Annotated in this window: 18 protein-coding genes; 13 read left to right on the top strand and 5 right to left on the bottom strand. The window is 63.5% G+C overall.

All coding sequences use genetic code 11. The features are described from left to right. Window positions 1-335: GntR family transcriptional regulator (locus EOB80_RS31080; RefSeq protein ID WP_164762790.1), on the bottom strand; the 335-nt coding region annotated here is incomplete at its 3' end. A 265-nt stretch (window positions 336-600) separates the two neighbouring features. Then, window positions 601-1,497: an NAD(P)-dependent oxidoreductase gene (locus EOB80_RS31075; protein ID WP_127331725.1), complete on the bottom strand. Its 897-nt coding sequence runs from the start codon at window positions 1,495-1,497 to the stop codon at window positions 601-603. A 119-nt stretch (window positions 1,498-1,616) separates the two neighbouring features. Between EOB80_RS31075 and EOB80_RS31070 the strand changes: the two genes are divergently transcribed. Next, window positions 1,617-2,555, top strand: coding sequence for an NAD(P)-dependent oxidoreductase (locus tag EOB80_RS31070; RefSeq protein WP_127331723.1), 939 nt, complete (start codon window positions 1,617-1,619; stop codon window positions 2,553-2,555). Between the two features lie 24 nt (window positions 2,556-2,579). Here the strand turns inward: EOB80_RS31070 and EOB80_RS31065 are convergent, their stop codons facing one another. After that, window positions 2,580-3,362 (bottom strand): FadR/GntR family transcriptional regulator, encoded by a 783-nt coding sequence (locus tag EOB80_RS31065; RefSeq protein WP_127322177.1) that lies wholly within the window; start codon window positions 3,360-3,362, stop codon window positions 2,580-2,582. A 198-nt stretch (window positions 3,363-3,560) separates the two neighbouring features. Further along, window positions 3,561-4,550, bottom strand: a complete 990-nt coding sequence (locus EOB80_RS31060; protein ID WP_023813244.1) for a sugar-binding protein — start codon at window positions 4,548-4,550, stop codon at window positions 3,561-3,563. A gap of 464 nt (window positions 4,551-5,014) precedes the next feature. Between EOB80_RS31060 and EOB80_RS31055 the strand changes: the two genes are divergently transcribed. The 12 genes from EOB80_RS31055 (at window position 5,015) to EOB80_RS30995 (ending at window position 16,076) form a co-directional block, all read left to right on the top strand. Further along, complete coding sequence (locus EOB80_RS31055) at window positions 5,015-5,755, top strand: ATP-binding cassette domain-containing protein (RefSeq protein WP_013530854.1); 741 nt, start codon at window positions 5,015-5,017, stop codon at window positions 5,753-5,755. Window positions 5,756-5,796: 41 nt separating this feature from the next. After that, complete coding sequence (locus EOB80_RS31050) at window positions 5,797-6,795, top strand: ABC transporter permease (RefSeq protein WP_127266789.1); 999 nt, start codon at window positions 5,797-5,799, stop codon at window positions 6,793-6,795. Between the two features lie 87 nt (window positions 6,796-6,882). Continuing rightward, window positions 6,883-7,650, top strand: a complete 768-nt coding sequence (locus EOB80_RS31045) for an SDR family oxidoreductase (RefSeq protein ID WP_127331721.1) — start codon at window positions 6,883-6,885, stop codon at window positions 7,648-7,650. A gap of 175 nt (window positions 7,651-7,825) precedes the next feature. Next, entirely contained in the window at window positions 7,826-8,653 is an 828-nt protein-coding gene (locus tag EOB80_RS31040; protein ID WP_127266791.1) for an AraC family transcriptional regulator, read from the top strand. Between the two features lie 130 nt (window positions 8,654-8,783). Continuing rightward, window positions 8,784-9,227, top strand: coding sequence for an SRPBCC family protein (locus EOB80_RS31035; RefSeq protein ID WP_127321791.1), 444 nt, complete (start codon window positions 8,784-8,786; stop codon window positions 9,225-9,227). Window positions 9,228-9,240: 13 nt separating this feature from the next. After that, window positions 9,241-10,035: an FAD binding domain-containing protein gene (locus EOB80_RS31030; protein WP_127266793.1), complete on the top strand. Its 795-nt coding sequence runs from the start codon at window positions 9,241-9,243 to the stop codon at window positions 10,033-10,035. Window positions 10,036-10,093: 58 nt separating this feature from the next. Further along, complete coding sequence (locus tag EOB80_RS31025) at window positions 10,094-10,576, top strand: (2Fe-2S)-binding protein (RefSeq protein WP_023813250.1); 483 nt, start codon at window positions 10,094-10,096, stop codon at window positions 10,574-10,576. 13 nt (window positions 10,577-10,589) lie between these two features. Beyond that, a complete protein-coding gene (locus EOB80_RS35925; RefSeq protein ID WP_127331719.1) occupies window positions 10,590-11,957 on the top strand; it encodes a xanthine dehydrogenase family protein molybdopterin-binding subunit in 1,368 nt (455 codons plus the stop codon). A 1-nt stretch (window position 11,958) separates the two neighbouring features. Beyond that, window positions 11,959-12,963: a molybdopterin cofactor-binding domain-containing protein gene (locus EOB80_RS35920; RefSeq protein WP_023756899.1), complete on the top strand. Its 1,005-nt coding sequence runs from the start codon at window positions 11,959-11,961 to the stop codon at window positions 12,961-12,963. 8 nt (window positions 12,964-12,971) lie between these two features. Beyond that, window positions 12,972-13,853, top strand: a complete 882-nt coding sequence (locus EOB80_RS31010; RefSeq protein ID WP_127331717.1) for a MoxR family ATPase — start codon at window positions 12,972-12,974, stop codon at window positions 13,851-13,853. Between the two features lie 199 nt (window positions 13,854-14,052). Beyond that, the gene (locus EOB80_RS31000) at window positions 14,053-15,189 is read left to right on the top strand and encodes a VWA domain-containing protein (protein ID WP_127331715.1); all 1,137 of its coding nucleotides are present in this window, start codon (window positions 14,053-14,055) and stop codon (window positions 15,187-15,189) included. Then, window positions 15,189-16,076, top strand: coding sequence for an amidohydrolase (locus tag EOB80_RS30995; RefSeq protein WP_164762789.1), 888 nt, complete (start codon window positions 15,189-15,191; stop codon window positions 16,074-16,076). Before EOB80_RS31000 ends, EOB80_RS30995 begins: the two co-directional genes overlap by 1 nt. Before the next feature lie 4 nt (window positions 16,077-16,080). Here the strand turns inward: EOB80_RS30995 and EOB80_RS30990 are convergent, their stop codons facing one another. Next, window positions 16,081-16,488 (bottom strand): carboxymuconolactone decarboxylase family protein, encoded by a 408-nt coding sequence (locus EOB80_RS30990; protein WP_063172539.1) that lies wholly within the window; start codon window positions 16,486-16,488, stop codon window positions 16,081-16,083. Between the last annotated feature and the right edge of the window lie 258 nt (window positions 16,489-16,746).

Raw genomic sequence — 16,746 nt, 5'->3', positions numbered from 1 at the left:
TCGCGATCGAGCAGGTTCCAGCGTTCCTTCGGCTCGACCCAGCTGCCGATCTTGGGGCGTGAGGCCAAAAGGCTCTTGGCCATCAGCATCTTGATAGCTTCGCGCACCGCCGAGCGGCTGACGCTGAAGGTCTCCGACCATTTCGCTTCATTGGGCAGGATGGTGCCGGGCGGATAGTCGCCGCGCACGATCCTGAGGCCGATTTCGCTGGCCAGCGAGGCGTGGACGCTGGAGCCTGGAATACGCGCGGCGTCCGCCCGGCGAACGCCGCCCGGACGGTCCCCGGAGGCCGCTTTCCCCAACGATTTTTCCTTGTTCGGCTTCGCGTCCCGCATGGGTTCCAGAAAGTCCGTATTAAGCAGGCTGTCAAGCGCGGCAAGCGGCTTGCACCGCAAAGCCGCCCGCTGTGCACAGATCAGCCCGATCCGCCGCTTGAGTGGCATGTCGATATTCAAGTCAGGCCGAGCCGAGAATGATGGATTCGAGAACCGGAGCGCAGCGTACTTTGGGTACGTGAGCACCGTTCTACCGCAACGCGGTAGAACGGGAAGCGCAGAAAGCCGTCATTCGCAGGCCGGCATCACCTGAATGTCGACATGCCTAGCCCTGGTTGACGTATTTGCGCCAGCTATGCTCCGGGCGGAAGCCCAGCACGTCGCGCGCCTTGCGGTTCGACAGCAGCGTCTCGTATTCGCCGAGTTCGGCCTTGACCGGCACGCCGGGGTAGAACCGCTTCAGGAGTTCGGCAGTCGGCAGGTCGGACGAGGTGTCGTCATTGGCCGCGTTGAACACCTGATAGCCGAGGCCGTCCTTCTCGATGGCGCGCAGCGTGATCTGGCCAAGGTCGCGCGCGTCGACATAGCTCCAGGCGATGCGCTTGCGGAAACCCGGATCGGCGAACCATTTCGGAAACAGCGAATATTCGTGCGGCTCGATGACGTTGCCGATGCGCAGGGCATAGATGTCGGCGCCGTTGCGCTGCGCGAAGGCCCGCGCCGTTTTCTCGTTGACGACCTTGGACAAAGCATAGCTGTCCATCGGATCGACGTCATACTCCTCGTCGAGCGGGAAATATTTGGGATCGCGCGGCTCGTTGGCGAACACAAGCCCATAAGTCGTCTCGCTGGAGGCGATGATAATTTTGCGGATACCGAGCTTCACCGCCGCCTCGATGACATTGTAGGTGCCGAGCGCATTGATGCGGAACACCTCGTTGTCGGTGGTGATCATGATGCGCGGGATGGCAGCGAAATGCACCACCGCATCGACCGGCTGCGGGCGCAGCGAGGGGTCGAATTCATGCAGGCCCATATAGCTCGACAGCGCGTTGAACACCTGCCCGCTGTCGGTGATGTCGGTGATCAGCGTGCGCACCTTGGGATTGTCGAGCGGCCTGGTGTCGATGTTGAGCACCTGACAGCCCTGCTCGACCAGATACTGGACGACATGGCGTCCGGCCTTGCCGCTGCCGCCGGTGAACATGATCCGTTTCGTCATTTTGCTCTCCACATCCTCAGGAATTTATGTGTATTGTCAGACAATATCGCCATCCGCAACCACCCTTGCCTGCAAAACGGCAGCGCCTGACATCAATCATTGCAACAGGACTTGAAGACATGAACACGACTGCCGCGAGCGAAAAGATCGGCTTCATCGGGCTTGGGCTGATGGGCCACGGGATCGCCAAAAACATCGTCGACAAGGGCTACAGCCTGACCTTCCTCGGCCGCAAGAACCGCAAACCGGCGGAAGACCTGCTTGGCCGCGGCGCCACTGAAGCATCGACGTCGCGCGATGTGGCGGCGGCATCTGATATCGTCTTCATCTGCGTCACCGGTTCGCGCGAGGTCGAAGCCATCATTCGCGGCCCCGGCGGCCTCAAGGAGGGCTTGAAAAAGGGCTCGGTCGTCGTCGACTGCTCGACCTCCGATCCGGTCTCGACGGTGGCGCTGGCAGCGGAACTTAAGGCGCTCGGCATCGATTTTGTCGACGCGCCGCTCAGCCGCACGCCGAAGGAAGCCTGGGAAGGCACGCTCGACGCCATGGTCGGCGCGCCGGACGCCCTCTTTGCCAGGGTCAAACCGGTGATCGAAACCTGGGCCGGCCGCATCGTCCATATCGGCGACACCGGCGACGGCCATCGCATGAAGCTGCTCAACAATTTCATCTCGCTCGGCTACGCAGCGATCTATTCCGAGGCGCTGGCGCTGGCTGAGAAGGTCGGCATCTCGCCGCCGCGCTTCGACAGCGTTATTCGCAATGGCCGCATGGATTGCGGCTTCTACCAGACCTTCATGCGCTGGACGCTCGAAGGCGACCGCGACGCGCACAAATTCACCATCGCCAATGCCTTCAAGGACCTGACCTATCTGGAATCGATGGCGGGTGCGGCCGGCATTGCCAACCCGCTCGGCAACGCCACCAAGAACTCCTTCGCCGGTGCCCATGCAACCGGCCCGGCCGAGCAATTCGTACCGATGCTGGCGACGCATATCGCTGGGGTGAACGGGGTCGACCTGATGCCGATGAAGGATGGGAAGAAGCAGACCATTTAACCGATCGCTCAAGGCTGGCGCCGATCACCGCCTCCACCGCCCTATCCCATCGTCGGTATCTGCAAGCAGCTTGTGCACGGCGTTGCGCGCGGCGGCTGGGCGCTGCAGGCGGATGTTTTTTTCGATCGCCTCATGCAGCTTCTGCGCCTGGCGCTGATCGGCGACCTGCTGCGTCGTGAATGCGAAGAGATGGTCGAGGGCCGACTCGATCAGCACGCCGAGCGGCACCAGGAGGTCGTTGCCGGAGGCGCGCAGGATGGCCAGATGAAAGCGCGTATCGGCGCGGATACGCTCCTGCAGGCTCAAGGCCTCGCCCATCTCGCGGCAGGCCTGGCTGATTTCCGCCATTTGCTCGTCGCTGCGCCGTATGGCGGCAAAGGCCGACGCTTCCGGTTCGATGATATGACGAAACTCCTGCACGGTTCGCAGGAACGCCTCGCGGTCGGGCGCCGTCGCGTACCACGCCAGCACGTCGCGATCGAGCAGGTTCCAGCGCTCCTTCGGCTCGACCCAGCTGCCGATCTTGGGGCGTGAGGCCAGCAGGCTTTTCGCCATCAGCATCTTGATGGCTTCGCGCACCGCCGAACGGCTGACATTGAAGATCTCGGCCCATCTGGACTCGTTGGGCAGGATGGTGCCGGGCGGATAGTCGCCACGCACGATCCGCAGGCCAATCTCGCCGGCCAGCGAGACATGGACGCTCGCTCCCGCAAAATGCGCGGCACCGGCCTTGCGCATCACAGCCGGGCCGTGGCTGGCTTGTGCCTTAGCCCGGTCGGTTCGCTTGCTTGACTTCTCGTCCGGCATCCACGTTCCAATGCGTCGACCGTCTGTCGTCCGGATTGAGCCGAACCGCACGGGCACCGATCTCGTTGCCGAAAAATCCAGATCACGGGCACGGCAAAGCCGGAGCCGGTTGCTCCAACCATTGCGTCCGTTCGGGAATTATCGCTTCCGTTCAGGAATGACGGGGCGCCCGCAACCGGGCGCCCCGAAATCGAGAACCTACTTCTGGATGCAGGTGTCGACCGTATCCTTGGTGCACTCGTCGAGGCCGGTGAACACCGGATCGGCGACTGCCTTGCCTTCGATCAGGTCGATCATCACCGACGGTGCCTTGTAGCCCATTTCGAACGGCCGCTGACCGACCAGAGCCGTCACGAGGCCGTCACGAGCGATCGCCACTTCGTCGCCGATCGTGTCGGCGGCGCCGATGACGAAGTCGTTGCTGGCGATCCGGTCCTTGAGCGGTCCGAACAGATCGCGATAGGGCTGCGGCGCCCCGAACAGCGGCCAGCCGCCCATGATGCCGAAGGCGTCCAGCTTGGGGTTGGCGGCGAGGATGTCGGTCATCGCCTGCACGCCCTTGGCGCCATCGTCATTGGTGAACACCGGGCAGCCGGGAACTTCGGTCCAGCCACCTTCACCCGCAAGTGCGGCAAGGCCTTCCTTGCCCGACAGTGCGTCACGCATGCCTTGCGCACGGCGCAGGATGTTGTCGGCCGCCGGGTTGCCTTCGATGGTGCAGATCGTGCCACCATTCGGCTTGCCCTTCTTGATGTACTCGCCGATCTTCTTGCCCATCAGGTAATTGTCGGTACCGAGATAGGTCTTGCGAAGACCTGCGTCTTCCTTGCTGAGATCGGCATCGACCGTCATGATCGGGATCGTCGGATTGGCGCTCTTGATCGTCTGCGCGATCAGCGGCGCGTTGGACGGCGAGATGGCCATCGCCACCGTGTCGGCCTTGCTCAGCATGTCCTGGACGATCTGCGCCTCGCCGGCCTCGTCCGAAGTCGACGCCGGACCGGTGTAGAAGCATTCATACTCCGAGCTGGCGTTTTCCTTGTTCCATTTCTCGCAGCCCTGGTGGATGGCCTCGAAGAACGGATTGTCGAGACCTTTCACGACAATGACGAGCTGTTTCTTGGCCAAAGCCGGCCCGGCACCCAACGCCATTGCGGCGACGGCGGCGAGCAAAAGTGTCTTCCTCATGTCAGTCCTCCCTTGAAACAAACGGACACGGCGTGCCCGCCATACAGATCGACCGGATGCGTGATGACCGAGGGTCGTTTCGAGCGCTCGTGTCGCCAGGACAGATCGATAAGCATTTCCAGATTCGGCTTCAGATCAGCTCACACACAGGTGTCGCCGGATGCTGGGCCGTCAAACCTCCGCCGATTCCGGCCGGCGAACCGCCAGCGGGGATCGGCATAATCTCCTCCGACGCTTAGCTAATATCGGCTTGGCGCCAACGTCAATGCTATTTGTCCTACAAAACGGATTTTTAAAATAGTCCTGGCCCAATTCGTCCGACAATTGATTGACGTGCGCCGGCTTTTGCGTAAAAGAACGCTAACGCCGTCTTCGGGAGGAGCCGGGGAGAGCGAGGCCTAAGCAGCGTCGGCATCCACGCCGGGAACAGCGGCAGGTCGCAAATCACGGGGAGGCAAAGGCTGGTGGCGGTTCTCGAACTCACCAACATCTCAAGGCATTTCGGCGCCATCCAGGCTGTCAACGACGTTTCGCTGTCGATCGAGCCCGGACAGGTGGTCGGCCTCATGGGCGACAACGGCGCCGGCAAGTCGACGCTGGTCAAGATGATCGCCGGCAATTTCCGCCCGAGCCATGGCACCATGCACATGGACGGCAAGGAATTGATCCTGCACAAGCCGGCGGAAGCCCGCCAGCACGGCATCGAGATCGTCCACCAGGACCTTGCGCTCTGCAACAATCTGACCGCCGCCGCCAACGTCTATCTCGGCCGCGAGCTGCGGCGCGGCGTGGGGCCGTTCCGCATCCTCGACTATGCCTCGATGTACAAGCGCGCCGGCCAGCTCTTCGCCGAATTGAAGTCCGAAACCCGTCCGCGCGATCTCGTCAAGCAGATGTCGGGTGGCCAGCGCCAGGCGGTGGCCATCGCCCGCACCATGCTGTCGCAGGCCAAGATCGTGCTGATGGACGAACCGACGGCCGCGATCTCGGTGCGCCAGGTCGCCGAAGTGCTGAACCTGATCCGCCATTTGCGCGATCAGGGCATCGCCGTCGTGCTGATCAGCCACCGAATGCCTGACGTGTTCACCGTCGCCGACCGCGTCATCGTCATGCGGCGCGGCCGCAAGGTCGCCGACAAGACGATTGCGTCGAGCTCGCCCGAGGAAGTCACCGGGCTGATCACCGGCGCCATCGAACAGGTTTGATTTCAGCGAATTTCACCACGCACAGCAGATGAAGGTCGACGATGGCACTGACAATTGACCAGCCGATCGAACACAAGCAGCAATCCTTGGCCGCGAGAGTGTTTGCCAGCCAGACCTTCTGGGTGGTGATCGCGGTCATCCTTGCCTGCGTGTTCCTATCGTTTGCCACCGACGCCTTCGCCACCTCGAAGAACCTCTACAACATCACCCGCAACATCACCTTCGTCGCCATCATCGCGCTCGGCATGACTTTCGTCATCATCACCGGCGGCATCGACCTGTCGGTTGGCTCGGTACTATGCCTGTCGTCAATGGTGCTGGCCGTCACCATGCATGCCGGCTACTCGATCGAGGTCGGCATCCTGGCCTCCATTGCCACCGCGCTCGCCATTGGCGCCTTTAACGGCGTGCTGATCGCCTATCTCGGCTTTCCACCCTTTGTGGTGACGCTCGGCATGTTGTCGATCGCCCGCAGCCTAGCCATGGTCGCCTCCAACAACACCGTCGTCTTCCAGTTCGGGCCGGACCACGCCAAGCTTCTGTCATTGGGCGGCGGCGCCTGGGTGTTCGGCATCGCCAATCCGGTGCTTTACATGATCCTTCTGGCGCTGATCACCGGCTTTATCCTGCGCTGGACGAAGTTCGGCCGCCACATCTTCGCTATTGGCGGCAACGAGCACGCGGCAACGCTGACCGGCGTTCCGGTGCGCCAGATCAAGGTTGCCGTCTACATGATCTCGGCGCTGTCGGCCGGCATTGCCGGCATCATCCAGACCGGCTGGCTGGGCGCCGTCACCACCAATCTCGGCACCGGCATGGAGCTGCAGGTGATCGCCGCAACCGTCATCGGCGGCGCCAATCTGGCTGGCGGCGTCGGCACCGCCTTTGGCGCCATCGTCGGTGCGGCCCTGATCGAGGTGATCCGCAACAGTCTCGGCCTGCTCGGCATCAATGCCTTCTGGCAAGGCGTGTTCATCGGCGGCGCCATCCTGCTGGCGGTGCTGTTCGACCGCATCCGCAATTTCCGCCGCAGTGACTAGAACCATGATCCCGAAAAGTGGAAACCGGTTTTCTCGGACAAACGGAACCGTTTGTCCGGAGATCATGGTCAAACAAAAGACGGTTTGATGGCCAACTCCCTGTTCAGCCTCGAGGGGCGGCTGGCGCTGGTGACTGGCTCCGGCCAGGGCATCGGCTTCGCGCTGGCTCGGGGCATGGCTGAACATGGGGCAAGCGTGGTGCTGAACGGCCGCGACGCCGCCAGGATCGGCGGTCCCGTCGAAAAGCTGCGCAATGCCGGCTTCAAGGCGCACGCCTCGACCTTCGACGTCACCGATTTTCAGGCGGTCAACGAGGACATTGCCCGCATCGAGGCCGAGATCGGCGCCATCGACATCCTCATCAACAATGCCGGCGTGCAGTTCCGCGCCCCGCTCGAGGACTTTCCCGAGGAGCAATGGGAGCGCTTGTTCAAGACCAATGTGTCGGGCGCCTTCCATGTCGGCAAGGCGGTCGCCCGCCACATGATCCCGCGCGGCAAGGGCAAGATCATCAACATCGGCTCGGTGCAGAGCGAACTGGCAAGGCCGAACATCGCACCATACACCGCGACCAAGGGCGCGATCCGTAACCTGACAAGGGGCATGTGCGCCGACTGGGCCAAACACGGCCTGCAGATCAATGCGATCGCGCCCGGCTATTTCCGCACCGAGATGAACCAGGCGCTGGTCGACAATCCGGAATTTTCCGCCTGGCTGGAAAAGCGCACGCCCGCCGGACGCTGGGGCGCTGTCGACGAGCTGATCGGCGCCGCCGTGTTCCTTGCGTCCGACGCATCGTCTTTCGTCAACGGCCATACACTGTATGTCGATGGCGGCATGACGGCTTCGGTTTGAGGGGCGTTCTTCCCTTGTGGGAGGAGAGGAAACCTATCGCTCAGTCTGAAAATCCGGCCGCATCGGCCGTCATTCGCCCTCGCCGCCCCCGCGCGTCTTGACGCGGCCCCGAACTCAGCCGCACAATCCCTGTTGCAGACGAAGGGAGGCCAGTCGTCTGCGGGAGGATATACCCATGACGGAAGCGATCAGGCTCTACTGGGGCCGGTTCGGACATGTATCTATCCTGAATGTCGCAAGCGACTTCGTCACCCATGCCCATGTCGAGGCCCATCTGATCATCTGGCTGGAAGGTACGGCCGGCGAAATGACCATCGGCCGCGAGACCGTCCGGCTTGGACCTGGAACGGCCGCCGGCATCAACTCCTTCCAGCCGCACAGCCATGTTCTGTCGCAAAACGGGACGCCCGGTCTGTTTCTCGCCTTCTACATCGATCCCGACTGGGCGCGGCGCCGCCGCGACCTGCCTTCGTCGGCACCGCTGTTTTCACAAGCCGCGATCACGCTGGAACCGTGGCTGCATCAGGCCGCCGCCAATCTGCTCGACCACCTCAGCGACAATGAGAGCGTCGACGATATCGCCAACTACGAGATCGAGCGTTTCATCGATAGCGTGCTCGACGCCGCCGACGCCTCGGCGCCGCAGGAGGCCCGTGTCCGCATCAACACCATGCAGGATTTCCGTGTCCGCAAGGCAATCCAGCTGATGAAGGCCAATGTCTGCGAGCGCATCTGCTTCGACGACGTGGCGCGCAGCGTCGGCCTGTCGCGACCGCATTTCTTCGCTTTGTTCAAGGAACAGACCAATCTGACGCCCAATGTCTACTGGAACACGCTGCGCATGGAGGAAGCGGTGCGGCAGCTGCAATGGTCGCGGGAGCCGCTGATCTCGGTCGCCTGCAATCTCGGCTTCACCACGCAGGGCAATTTCTCGCGTTTTTTCCGCGACCATGTCGGCGTGCCGCCGACGCTCTACCGCGAGGCCGCGCGGGCGATTGCCTGAGCCTGTCCTCGTTCAGTCAAGGTCGACTGTTTTTCAGACTCCTTGATACACGCTCAAGACGCATTGATAAGCGCCGCTGAAATGGCCGCCCTACCCTTGCACCGGATCGCTTTTGCAAGGGAACATTTGAATGGCCAAAGTCACCATATCCAGCGTCATCGACGCGCCGGTCGAAAAGGTCTGGGCGCGCATACGCGACTTCAACGGCCTGCCGGGCTGGCATCCGCGCATGGTGGAGAGCCACATTGAAGACGGCAAGGACGCCACCACGATCGGCTGCGTGCGCAATTTCCAGCTCGCCAGCGGCGCCCGCCTGCGCGAAAAGCTGCTCGACTTCTCCGATCAGAATTTCCTGGTCAGCTACTCCATCCTCGAGACGCCGCAGCCGCTGACCAATCACAAGGCGACCCTGCAGCTGCGGCGTGTGACCGATGGCGACCGCACCTACGCCGAATGGACCGCCAGCTTCGACGCCGCGCCCGAGGAGGCAGACAAGCTGGCCGAGGGCATGGGCGCGAATGTCTTTCAGGGCGGCTTCAACGCCCTGAAAAGCCATTTCGCCGGCCAGAGCTGACAGGAGCCAAACCATGGCGCTGGCACTGCAGACCTTTGCAACGGTGAAAGACGCGAACGCGGCACTGAAAGCCCAGGGCACACGCTATCTCGGCGGCGGCACGCTGGTCGTCCGCGCGGCCAATGAAGGCGATGTTTCGGTTTCCGGCCTTGTCAGGTCGACCGAGCCGTCTTTGTCCACCATCGCTGTTGCCGGCGGCAAAGTCCGCATCGGCGCTTCGGTGACGATGGCGGCGATCGCCAGTCATCCGGAGCTCGGCACGCTCGCCAAGGCCGCCCGCGCCGTCGGCGGCCCGGCCATCCGCAACATGGCGACCATCGGCGGCAATCTTTTTGCCCCGGCCCCCTATGGCGATTTCGCCGTTGCCCTGCTGGCGCTCGATGCGACGGTCGGCACCGATGACGGGCAAACGCCGATCGAGACTTTTCTGGCCAATCGGGACGGCAGCCGCGCCGTCGTCACTTCCGTGAGCTTCACGCTTCCGAAGGCCGACAGTTTCCGCTTCCTGAAAGTGTCGAGGGTCAAGCCCAAGGGCGTCTCTGTGCTCAGCATAGCCGCTGTTCTGGAACTGTCGTCGGATGGCACCGTGACCTCGGCGCGGATCGCGCTCGGCTGCATGGCGGATCGGCCAATGCGCGCCAGGGCGGCGGAAAAAGCGCTGATCGGCCGAACGCTGACCGCTGACGGCATCGCGCCGGCCTTGGCCGCGGCCGGCGATGGCATCTCGCCCATCACCGACCCGATCGCCAGCGCCTGGTATCGCGCCGAAGTCCTGCCGGTTCATCTCGGCCGGTTGCTGCTCGCTTAATATTCGTTCGGGGGCGCGCGTCTGTCCGCTGGTTGGGCAGGCGCGCTGGGAGGAAAACATGGCAAAGGTTCCGGTTCAATTCACGCTCAACGGCTCGGAAAAGGCCGAATTCATCGACAGCGGCACGACGCTGCTCCAGGCGCTGCGCGACAAGATCGGCGACACCTCGCCGAAAGGCGGCTGCCATCAAGGCACCTGCGGCGCCTGTTCGGTCATCATAGACGGCGAACTCAGGCTCTCCTGCCTGACGCTGGCCGAAACCTGCGATGGCGCCGTCATCAGCACGACTTCAGGGCTTTCGGAAAGCGGCGTGCTGCACCCGCTGCAGCGCGCCTTCCTCGACACCTTCGCCACGCAATGCGGCTTCTGCACGCCGGGCATGATCATGGCGGCCAAGGTGCTGCTCGACCATACGCCCAACCCCAGCCGCGACGAGGTGGTCGAGGCGCTATCGGGCAACATCTGCCGTTGCACCGGCTACGAACCGATCATCCAGGCGGTGCTGACTGCCGCCCGCGCCAATTCGCAGAACGCGGCCTGAGGGGTCCAAAAGAATGGAACTGCGCAAGAGCTACTTCGCCGATGTCCGCAAAGATGATCTGCACGAGATCGGCCAACCTCGGCCGCGCTCCGATTCACCCGGCCATGTCACAGGCAAGACCGCCTTCTTCGCCGACCGCAATTTCCCCGGCATGCTGCACCTGAAGATGGTGCGCAGCCCGCATCACCATGCCCGCATCCGCTCGATCGACACGTCGGAAGCGGAAAAGCATCCGGGTGTGGTGAAAATTCTGACCGCCAAGGACGTGCCGCACAATGTCTACACCATCCTGATCCTGATCCAGGTCGGGCCGGAGGACGAGACGGTGCTTGCCGACGGCAAGGTGCGCTGGAAGGGCGAGGCCGTAGTGGCGGTGCTGGCCGAAACCGAGCGTGCCGCGCAAGAGGCCGCAGCCAAGGTCAAGGTCGACTATGAGGTGCTGCCGGCCGTCTTCGGCATGGAAGAGGCGCTGAAGCCCGGCGCGCCGCTGGTCAACGAATATCACGGCCAGAATTATTACCTCTATGACAGCGGCGAGTGCCGCAAGGTGCGCTTCGGCGACGTCGAGACGGGGTTTGCCGGCGCCGACCACATCTTGGAGGACAGCTACCAGTCCTCGCCGATCGAGCACGCGCCGACCGAGACCACCGGCTGCGTGGTCGCGCCCGAGGGCAATGACCGCTTCACCTGCTACACCAACACGCAGGCGATGTTCTTCACGCTCGACAACACCTCGATCATCCTGCAGATGCCGGGCAGCAAACTGCATTTCGTCGGCGGCACCGTCGGCGGCGGTTTTGGCGGCAAAGTCGACGTCATCGTCGAGCCGATCGCCATCCTCGGCGCAAAATTAACCGGACGACCAGTCTGTTTTATCTACAGCCGCGAGGAGGAGATGCAGATATCGTCGCCACGCGCCGCTGAAAAGGTCGTCATCAAGGACGGCGTCATGAAGGACGGCCGCATCGTCGCGCGCAAGGTCACTGGCTACACCGATGCCGGCGCCTATTCGCGCCACTCGCCCTATGGCGCGCAGAAGGGCGCGGGGCACTATCCCGGCCCCTACACCATCCCGAACGTCTGGATCGACACCTACTGCGTCTACACCAACCGCACGCCCTCCTCCGCCATGCGCGGCTTCGGCGTCACCATCGGCGATTTCGCGCTGGAGGTGCAGATGGACAAGCTGGCGCGGCTGATCGGCATGGATCCGCTCGAATTCCGCTTCATCAACGCTTATCGCGACGGCGACATGAAGGCGCATCGCCAGCCGACCGAGGGCGCCGCGCTGATCGAGTGCATGCAGGAAGCATCGCGCGCCGCCAACTGGCCGGTGGCGGAAAAGTACATGGCGATGTCATCCTACGTGAAGGGAGCTTGAGATGGCGATCAGGCGTGGACGCGGCGTTGCCGCGATCAACTATCCCACCGGCATGAACCTCGGCGGCGACCCGACGCAGGCGCTGGTGCATTCGACGCCGACCGGCAATTTCATGGTGACGTTGTCATCGGTCGATCTCGGCCAAGGCATGAAGCAGATCATGGCGCAGATCTGCGCCGAGACGATCGGCGTGCCGACCGACCGTGTCGTCGTCGACACCGCCGACACCGACACCGGCCCGCACTGCATGGGCACCTTCGCCTCGCGCGGCACCCACCGCGCCGGCAACGCCGTCATCCAGGCGGCAAGGGAAGCCCGCCAGGTGATGCTGGAAGTGGCGGCCGAGGAGTTGGAGGTGAATGCATCCGACCTCGAGACCGACGGCCAGGGCAACATCCTGGTCAAGGGCGCACCGCAAAAATCGATCTCGATCTTCGATGTCGCGCTGTCGGCGCATTTCAAGCGAGGCCGCTCGATCTCGGGCCGCGGCATGTTCCTGATCCCGCGCTCCTACCCCGAGAAAGAAACCGGCGCGATGAAGCCGTCGACCTGTTATGCCCATGCCTGCACGGTGGCCGAGGTCGAGGTCGACGACGAGACCGGCGAGGTGACCGTGCTGACGGTCAAGAACGTCTTCGAGATCGGCCGCGCGCTGAACCCGAAAATGGTCGAACAGCAGCTGGTCGGCGGTTCGTGGATGGGCATCAGCCATGCGCTCTATGAGACGACCGAGCCCTATTATCCCAACCGCGATCATGGCGGCACCGACTTCAACCAGTATCTGATGCCGGGTCCCGGCGACCTCGCCGAGACCGAGATCATCGTGCTGGAGCGGCCATCGGCGGACGGACCATACGGCGCCAAAGGGCCGGGCGAAATGTGCGCCAACCCACAGATCCCGGCGGTCGCCAATGCCGTCTTCGACGCCGTCGGCGTGCGCATCGACACGCTGCCGATCACGCCGGAGCGCATCCTGCGCGCGCTGAAGGCGCAAGCGGCGAACTGAGGGCCGAAATGACCGGGACAAGCGCCGAGACATCAGCGACCTCGCCGGAGGCGGTGGCGCAGCATCTGGCCGCCTCGCGCTATCTGGCCGATGAAAGCCTTTCGACCGCCATCTTCCTGGCAATCCGGCTGGGCAAGCCGCTGCTGCTCGAAGGCGCGCCGGGCGTCGGCAAGACGGAAGCGGCCAAAGCGATCGCCGAGCTGCTCGGCCGCGATCTGGTGCGGCTGCAATGTTATGAAGGCATCGACGCCGCGCACGCGCTCTACGAATGGAACTACCAGCGCCAGCTGCTTGCCATCCGCCATGCCGGCGAGCATGAGATCGACATCTACGACGACCGTTTCCTGATCGCCCGGCCGCTGCTGCAGGTGCTGAAGGCGCCCGAACAGCGCGTGCTGCTGGTCGACGAGATCGACCGCTCGGACCACGAATTCGAAGCGCTGCTTTTGGAATTCCTCTCCGACTTCCAGATCAGCATTCCCGAGCGTGGCACCATCCGCGCCGCCGCACAGCCGATCGTCATCCTGACCTCGAACCGCACCCGCGAGCTCGCCGAAGCGCTGCGCCGCCGCTGCGTCTACCACTGGATCGGCTATCCCGACGCCGAGCGCGAGGCCGCCATCATCATGCTGCGCGCCGGCAATGTGGCTGAAGCAACGGCGCGCGCCGTGGCGACAGCCGTGCAGACCATTCGCGCCCGGCCGCTGGCCAAGCCGCCCGGCATCGCCGAGGCCGTCGAATGGGCCAACGCGGCGACCATCCTGGAGAGAGGCGGCAGCCCGTGGCCTGAAGCCTTTCGCCGCGCCATCGGCGTGCTGATCAAGGACGAGGAAGACCTTTCCTACATCGCACCGGAGCTTGGCCGGATCGTCGAGGAGGCGCTGGCGTGACGCGGGAGGTCATTTTGCAATGCTGGCGGGAGAGCGCCCCCCTCTGCCCTGCCGGGCATCTCCCCCTCAAGGGGGGAGATCGGATGTCATCCCCGCTTTCGCTAATCGCTGACGTCGCCGAACAGAGCGAAGCGTCGAACCTGCCAATCTCCCCCCTTGAGGGGGAGATGTCCGGCAGGACAGAGGGGGGCGCCACGCAATGATGCGGGAAACAAGCTTGCCTCGCGCCGCTGCGCCCTTCCTCAGCTTCGGCCGCTTGCTGCGCCGCTATGGTTTCGCCATCGCCCCCGAGCAGGTCTCCGGCTTCATGCAGGCGGTGACCCTGCTCGGGCCGCGCTCGATGGCAGACATCCGCGAGGCCGCCCTTGCCACGCTGGCGCCGCCGCCCGACCGCCGCGACGAATTCGAGGCGCATTTCCAGAGCCATTTTTATGGCAATACGTCCGCCGTGGTCGAAGGCGACGCCGACGAGGAAACTCGCATCAAGGATGATGGCGGCGCCGACGACGAACGGCTCGAGGCCGAACAAAGCCAAGAGGGTGGCGACCTCTCTTCGGCCCTGGAGCAGTTGAGTGCCCGCGACTTCCAGCGCGACGATGACAGGCTGACCGCCTTTCGTCGCAAACTCTCGACCGCTTTACCAGCCCGGCGCTCCTTCCGTACCGTACGCACCCACTCGCGCGGCAAGCTCGATCTGCGCCGATCGCTCAGGGAAATCGTCAGCGCCGATGGCGACGTGCCTTCGCCACTGCTACGCCGCCGCCAGACCGTACCGCGCAAGCTGCTGCTGCTGATCGACGTTTCCGGCTCGATGAAGCTGCACACAGCGGACTATCTCAAGCTGGCGCATGCCGCCGTGCAAGGCGCGGACCGCGCCGAAATCTTCACCTTCGGCACGAGGCTCACGCGCATCACCACGGCATTGCGCATCCGCGACCGCGACCAGGCGCTGGCGCGCGCCGCTACCCAGGTCGACGACTGGGACGGCGGCACCCGCATGGGACCGACGCTGCTCGCCTTCCTCTCAGTGCCGCGCTTCTCGTCGTTTGCACGCGGTGCCACGGTCGTGATCCTGTCCGACGCGCTGGAGCGCGGCGATCATGGCGAGTTGGAGACAGCCATGCGACGGCTGAGCGCCCGCGCTTTCCGGCTGTCGCTGGCCACACCGCTAGCCGGCGACCCGCGCTTCCGGCCGGCAACGGCTGCACTTCGTGCCATCCTGCCTGACCTGGACGACCTCGTCGATGGCTCGTCGGTGAAAAGCCTCACCGATTTCATCCTGTCGCTCGCCCGCCCTGCTTCAGCGGCGGCGACAATCTGGAAGAGGGTTTCGTGATGCAGAAAGCCATCGACGCGCATTTCCACATCTGGCGCCAAAAGGACCAGCCCTGGCTGGTCGGGCCGATGGTGCCGCGCATCTTCGGTCCCTACGAGCCGATCCGGCGCGACTACCCGATCGGGGAATTTCTCGAAGACCAGAGGGATTCAGGCGTCGAAAAGGCCGTCTATGTCCAGACCAACTGGGCCAAGGAGGATTTCGAGAAGGAAGTCGCCTTCCTGCAGAAGACATCCGACGAAACCGGCTGGCCGCATGCCATCGTCGGCTATACCGACATGACCGTCGACGATATCAGGCCGCAGATCGATCGCTTGATGAAATACAAGCTGCTGCGCGGCGTGCGCATGCAACTGCACTGGCACGAGACCCCGGCCTTCCGCTTCGCCGCCTCCGCCGACCAAGTGATCGACCCCAATGTGCGCGCCAATGTGGCGCGGCTCAAGGACTATGGCCTCTCCTTCGACCTGCAGCTCTTCCCCGCTCAGATGAAGGACGGCCTGACGCTGGTCGGCGAAAACCCGGAGACGAATTTCATCCTCACCCATGCCGGTATGCTGACCGGCATGGAGCCGGAAACCACCGAAGCCTGGAAGGCAGGCCTGCGCACGCTTGCAGCCGCCCCCAACTTCTACGCCAAGCTCTCCGGCCTCGGCACCTTCGTCCATCGCAACGACCCGGCGCTGATTGCCTATATCGTCGACAACGCGATCGAGATCCTGGGCGCCGACCATTTGATGTTCGGCTCGAACTTCCCGATCGAAAAACTGTGGACCAGCCACGCCGAGCTGATCAAGGCGCACCGGGACGCGGTGGCGAAGCACGGTGCGGCGGCGGAGGCGGATATTTTCTGGAACACGGCGGAGAAGGTTTACCGGCCGGTGTGACGCTTCACTTCACCTCGAACTGCGGATCGACCGGGATCTGCATCGCGGTCACCAGATGGTTGGTCTGCCCGGCGAGCCCAATGATCGACACCAGCTCGCCATGCTGCGCGTCGGTCATGCCCTTGGCGCGAGCCGCCGCCGTGTGCGAGTGGACGCAGTAAGAGCAGCCATTGGCGGTCGACACGGCAATGTAGATCATCTCCTTGGTCAGCGGGTCGATGGCGCTGTCAGCGACCATCACCACCTTCAACTGCTCCCAGATCCGCTTCAGCGCCGGAGGATCATTGGCCAGCCCGCGCCAGAAATTGTTGACGAAATCAGATTTGCGCGTCGCGCGGATGTCGTCGAACACGGCTTTCACGGCCGGGATTTTCTCGACCTCGGCATCGCTGAGGAGTTTCGTCGTGGCCATGGCGTTCCCTTTCGTTTGAATTGAATCAAGTGTTGAGCAATTACGGCCAACCACCTTGGATGAATCGGTTTTCAGCCCCTCACCTTCGTCATCCTAGGGCGAAGCAGGAGCGAAGCTCCGTCGCGGAGACCCGAGGATCCATTCCGTGACGTCTCTCGAAGCGTACAGCGGAACAGAATCCTGCACCGCAGCGACGCTTGGAAGTCGCGGCATGGATCCTCGGGTCTGCGCCGCGTCGCTGCGCTCCTTGCTCCGCCC

Origin of the sequence: Mesorhizobium sp. M7A.F.Ca.MR.245.00.0.0 (genome assembly GCF_003997415.1) — a bacterium.
In the GTDB taxonomy this organism is placed as follows: Bacteria; Pseudomonadota; Alphaproteobacteria; order Rhizobiales; family Rhizobiaceae; genus Mesorhizobium.
The sequence above is the reverse complement of the archived record's forward strand: the minus strand, read 5'-3'. Positions and strand labels throughout refer to the sequence as shown.

What these genes read in the sequence shown, in the direction of transcription:
- EOB80_RS31075 (WP_127331725.1), bottom strand. Translation starts at nt 1,497, where the DNA reads ATGACGAAACGGATCATGTTCACCGGCGGCAGCGGCAAGGCCGGACGC.
- EOB80_RS31070 (WP_127331723.1), top strand. Translation starts at nt 1,617, where the DNA reads ATGAACACGACTGCCGCGAGCGAAAAGATCGGCTTCATCGGGCTTGGG.
- EOB80_RS31065 (WP_127322177.1), bottom strand. Translation starts at nt 3,362, where the DNA reads ATGCCGGACGAGAAGTCAAGCAAGCGAACCGACCGGGCTAAGGCACAA.
- EOB80_RS31060 (WP_023813244.1), bottom strand. Translation starts at nt 4,550, where the DNA reads ATGAGGAAGACACTTTTGCTCGCCGCCGTCGCCGCAATGGCGTTGGGT.
- EOB80_RS31050 (WP_127266789.1), top strand. Translation starts at nt 5,797, where the DNA reads ATGGCACTGACAATTGACCAGCCGATCGAACACAAGCAGCAATCCTTG.
- EOB80_RS31045 (WP_127331721.1), top strand. Translation starts at nt 6,883, where the DNA reads ATGGCCAACTCCCTGTTCAGCCTCGAGGGGCGGCTGGCGCTGGTGACT.
- EOB80_RS31040 (WP_127266791.1), top strand. Translation starts at nt 7,826, where the DNA reads ATGACGGAAGCGATCAGGCTCTACTGGGGCCGGTTCGGACATGTATCT.
- EOB80_RS31035 (WP_127321791.1), top strand. Translation starts at nt 8,784, where the DNA reads ATGGCCAAAGTCACCATATCCAGCGTCATCGACGCGCCGGTCGAAAAG.
- EOB80_RS31030 (WP_127266793.1), top strand. Translation starts at nt 9,241, where the DNA reads ATGGCGCTGGCACTGCAGACCTTTGCAACGGTGAAAGACGCGAACGCG.
- EOB80_RS31025 (WP_023813250.1), top strand. Translation starts at nt 10,094, where the DNA reads ATGGCAAAGGTTCCGGTTCAATTCACGCTCAACGGCTCGGAAAAGGCC.
- EOB80_RS35925 (WP_127331719.1), top strand. Translation starts at nt 10,590, where the DNA reads ATGGAACTGCGCAAGAGCTACTTCGCCGATGTCCGCAAAGATGATCTG.
- EOB80_RS35920 (WP_023756899.1), top strand. Translation starts at nt 11,959, where the DNA reads ATGGCGATCAGGCGTGGACGCGGCGTTGCCGCGATCAACTATCCCACC.
- EOB80_RS31010 (WP_127331717.1), top strand. Translation starts at nt 12,972, where the DNA reads ATGACCGGGACAAGCGCCGAGACATCAGCGACCTCGCCGGAGGCGGTG.
- EOB80_RS31000 (WP_127331715.1), top strand. Translation starts at nt 14,053, where the DNA reads ATGATGCGGGAAACAAGCTTGCCTCGCGCCGCTGCGCCCTTCCTCAGC.
- EOB80_RS30995 (WP_164762789.1), top strand. Translation starts at nt 15,189, where the DNA reads ATGCAGAAAGCCATCGACGCGCATTTCCACATCTGGCGCCAAAAGGAC.
- EOB80_RS30990 (WP_063172539.1), bottom strand. Translation starts at nt 16,488, where the DNA reads ATGGCCACGACGAAACTCCTCAGCGATGCCGAGGTCGAGAAAATCCCG.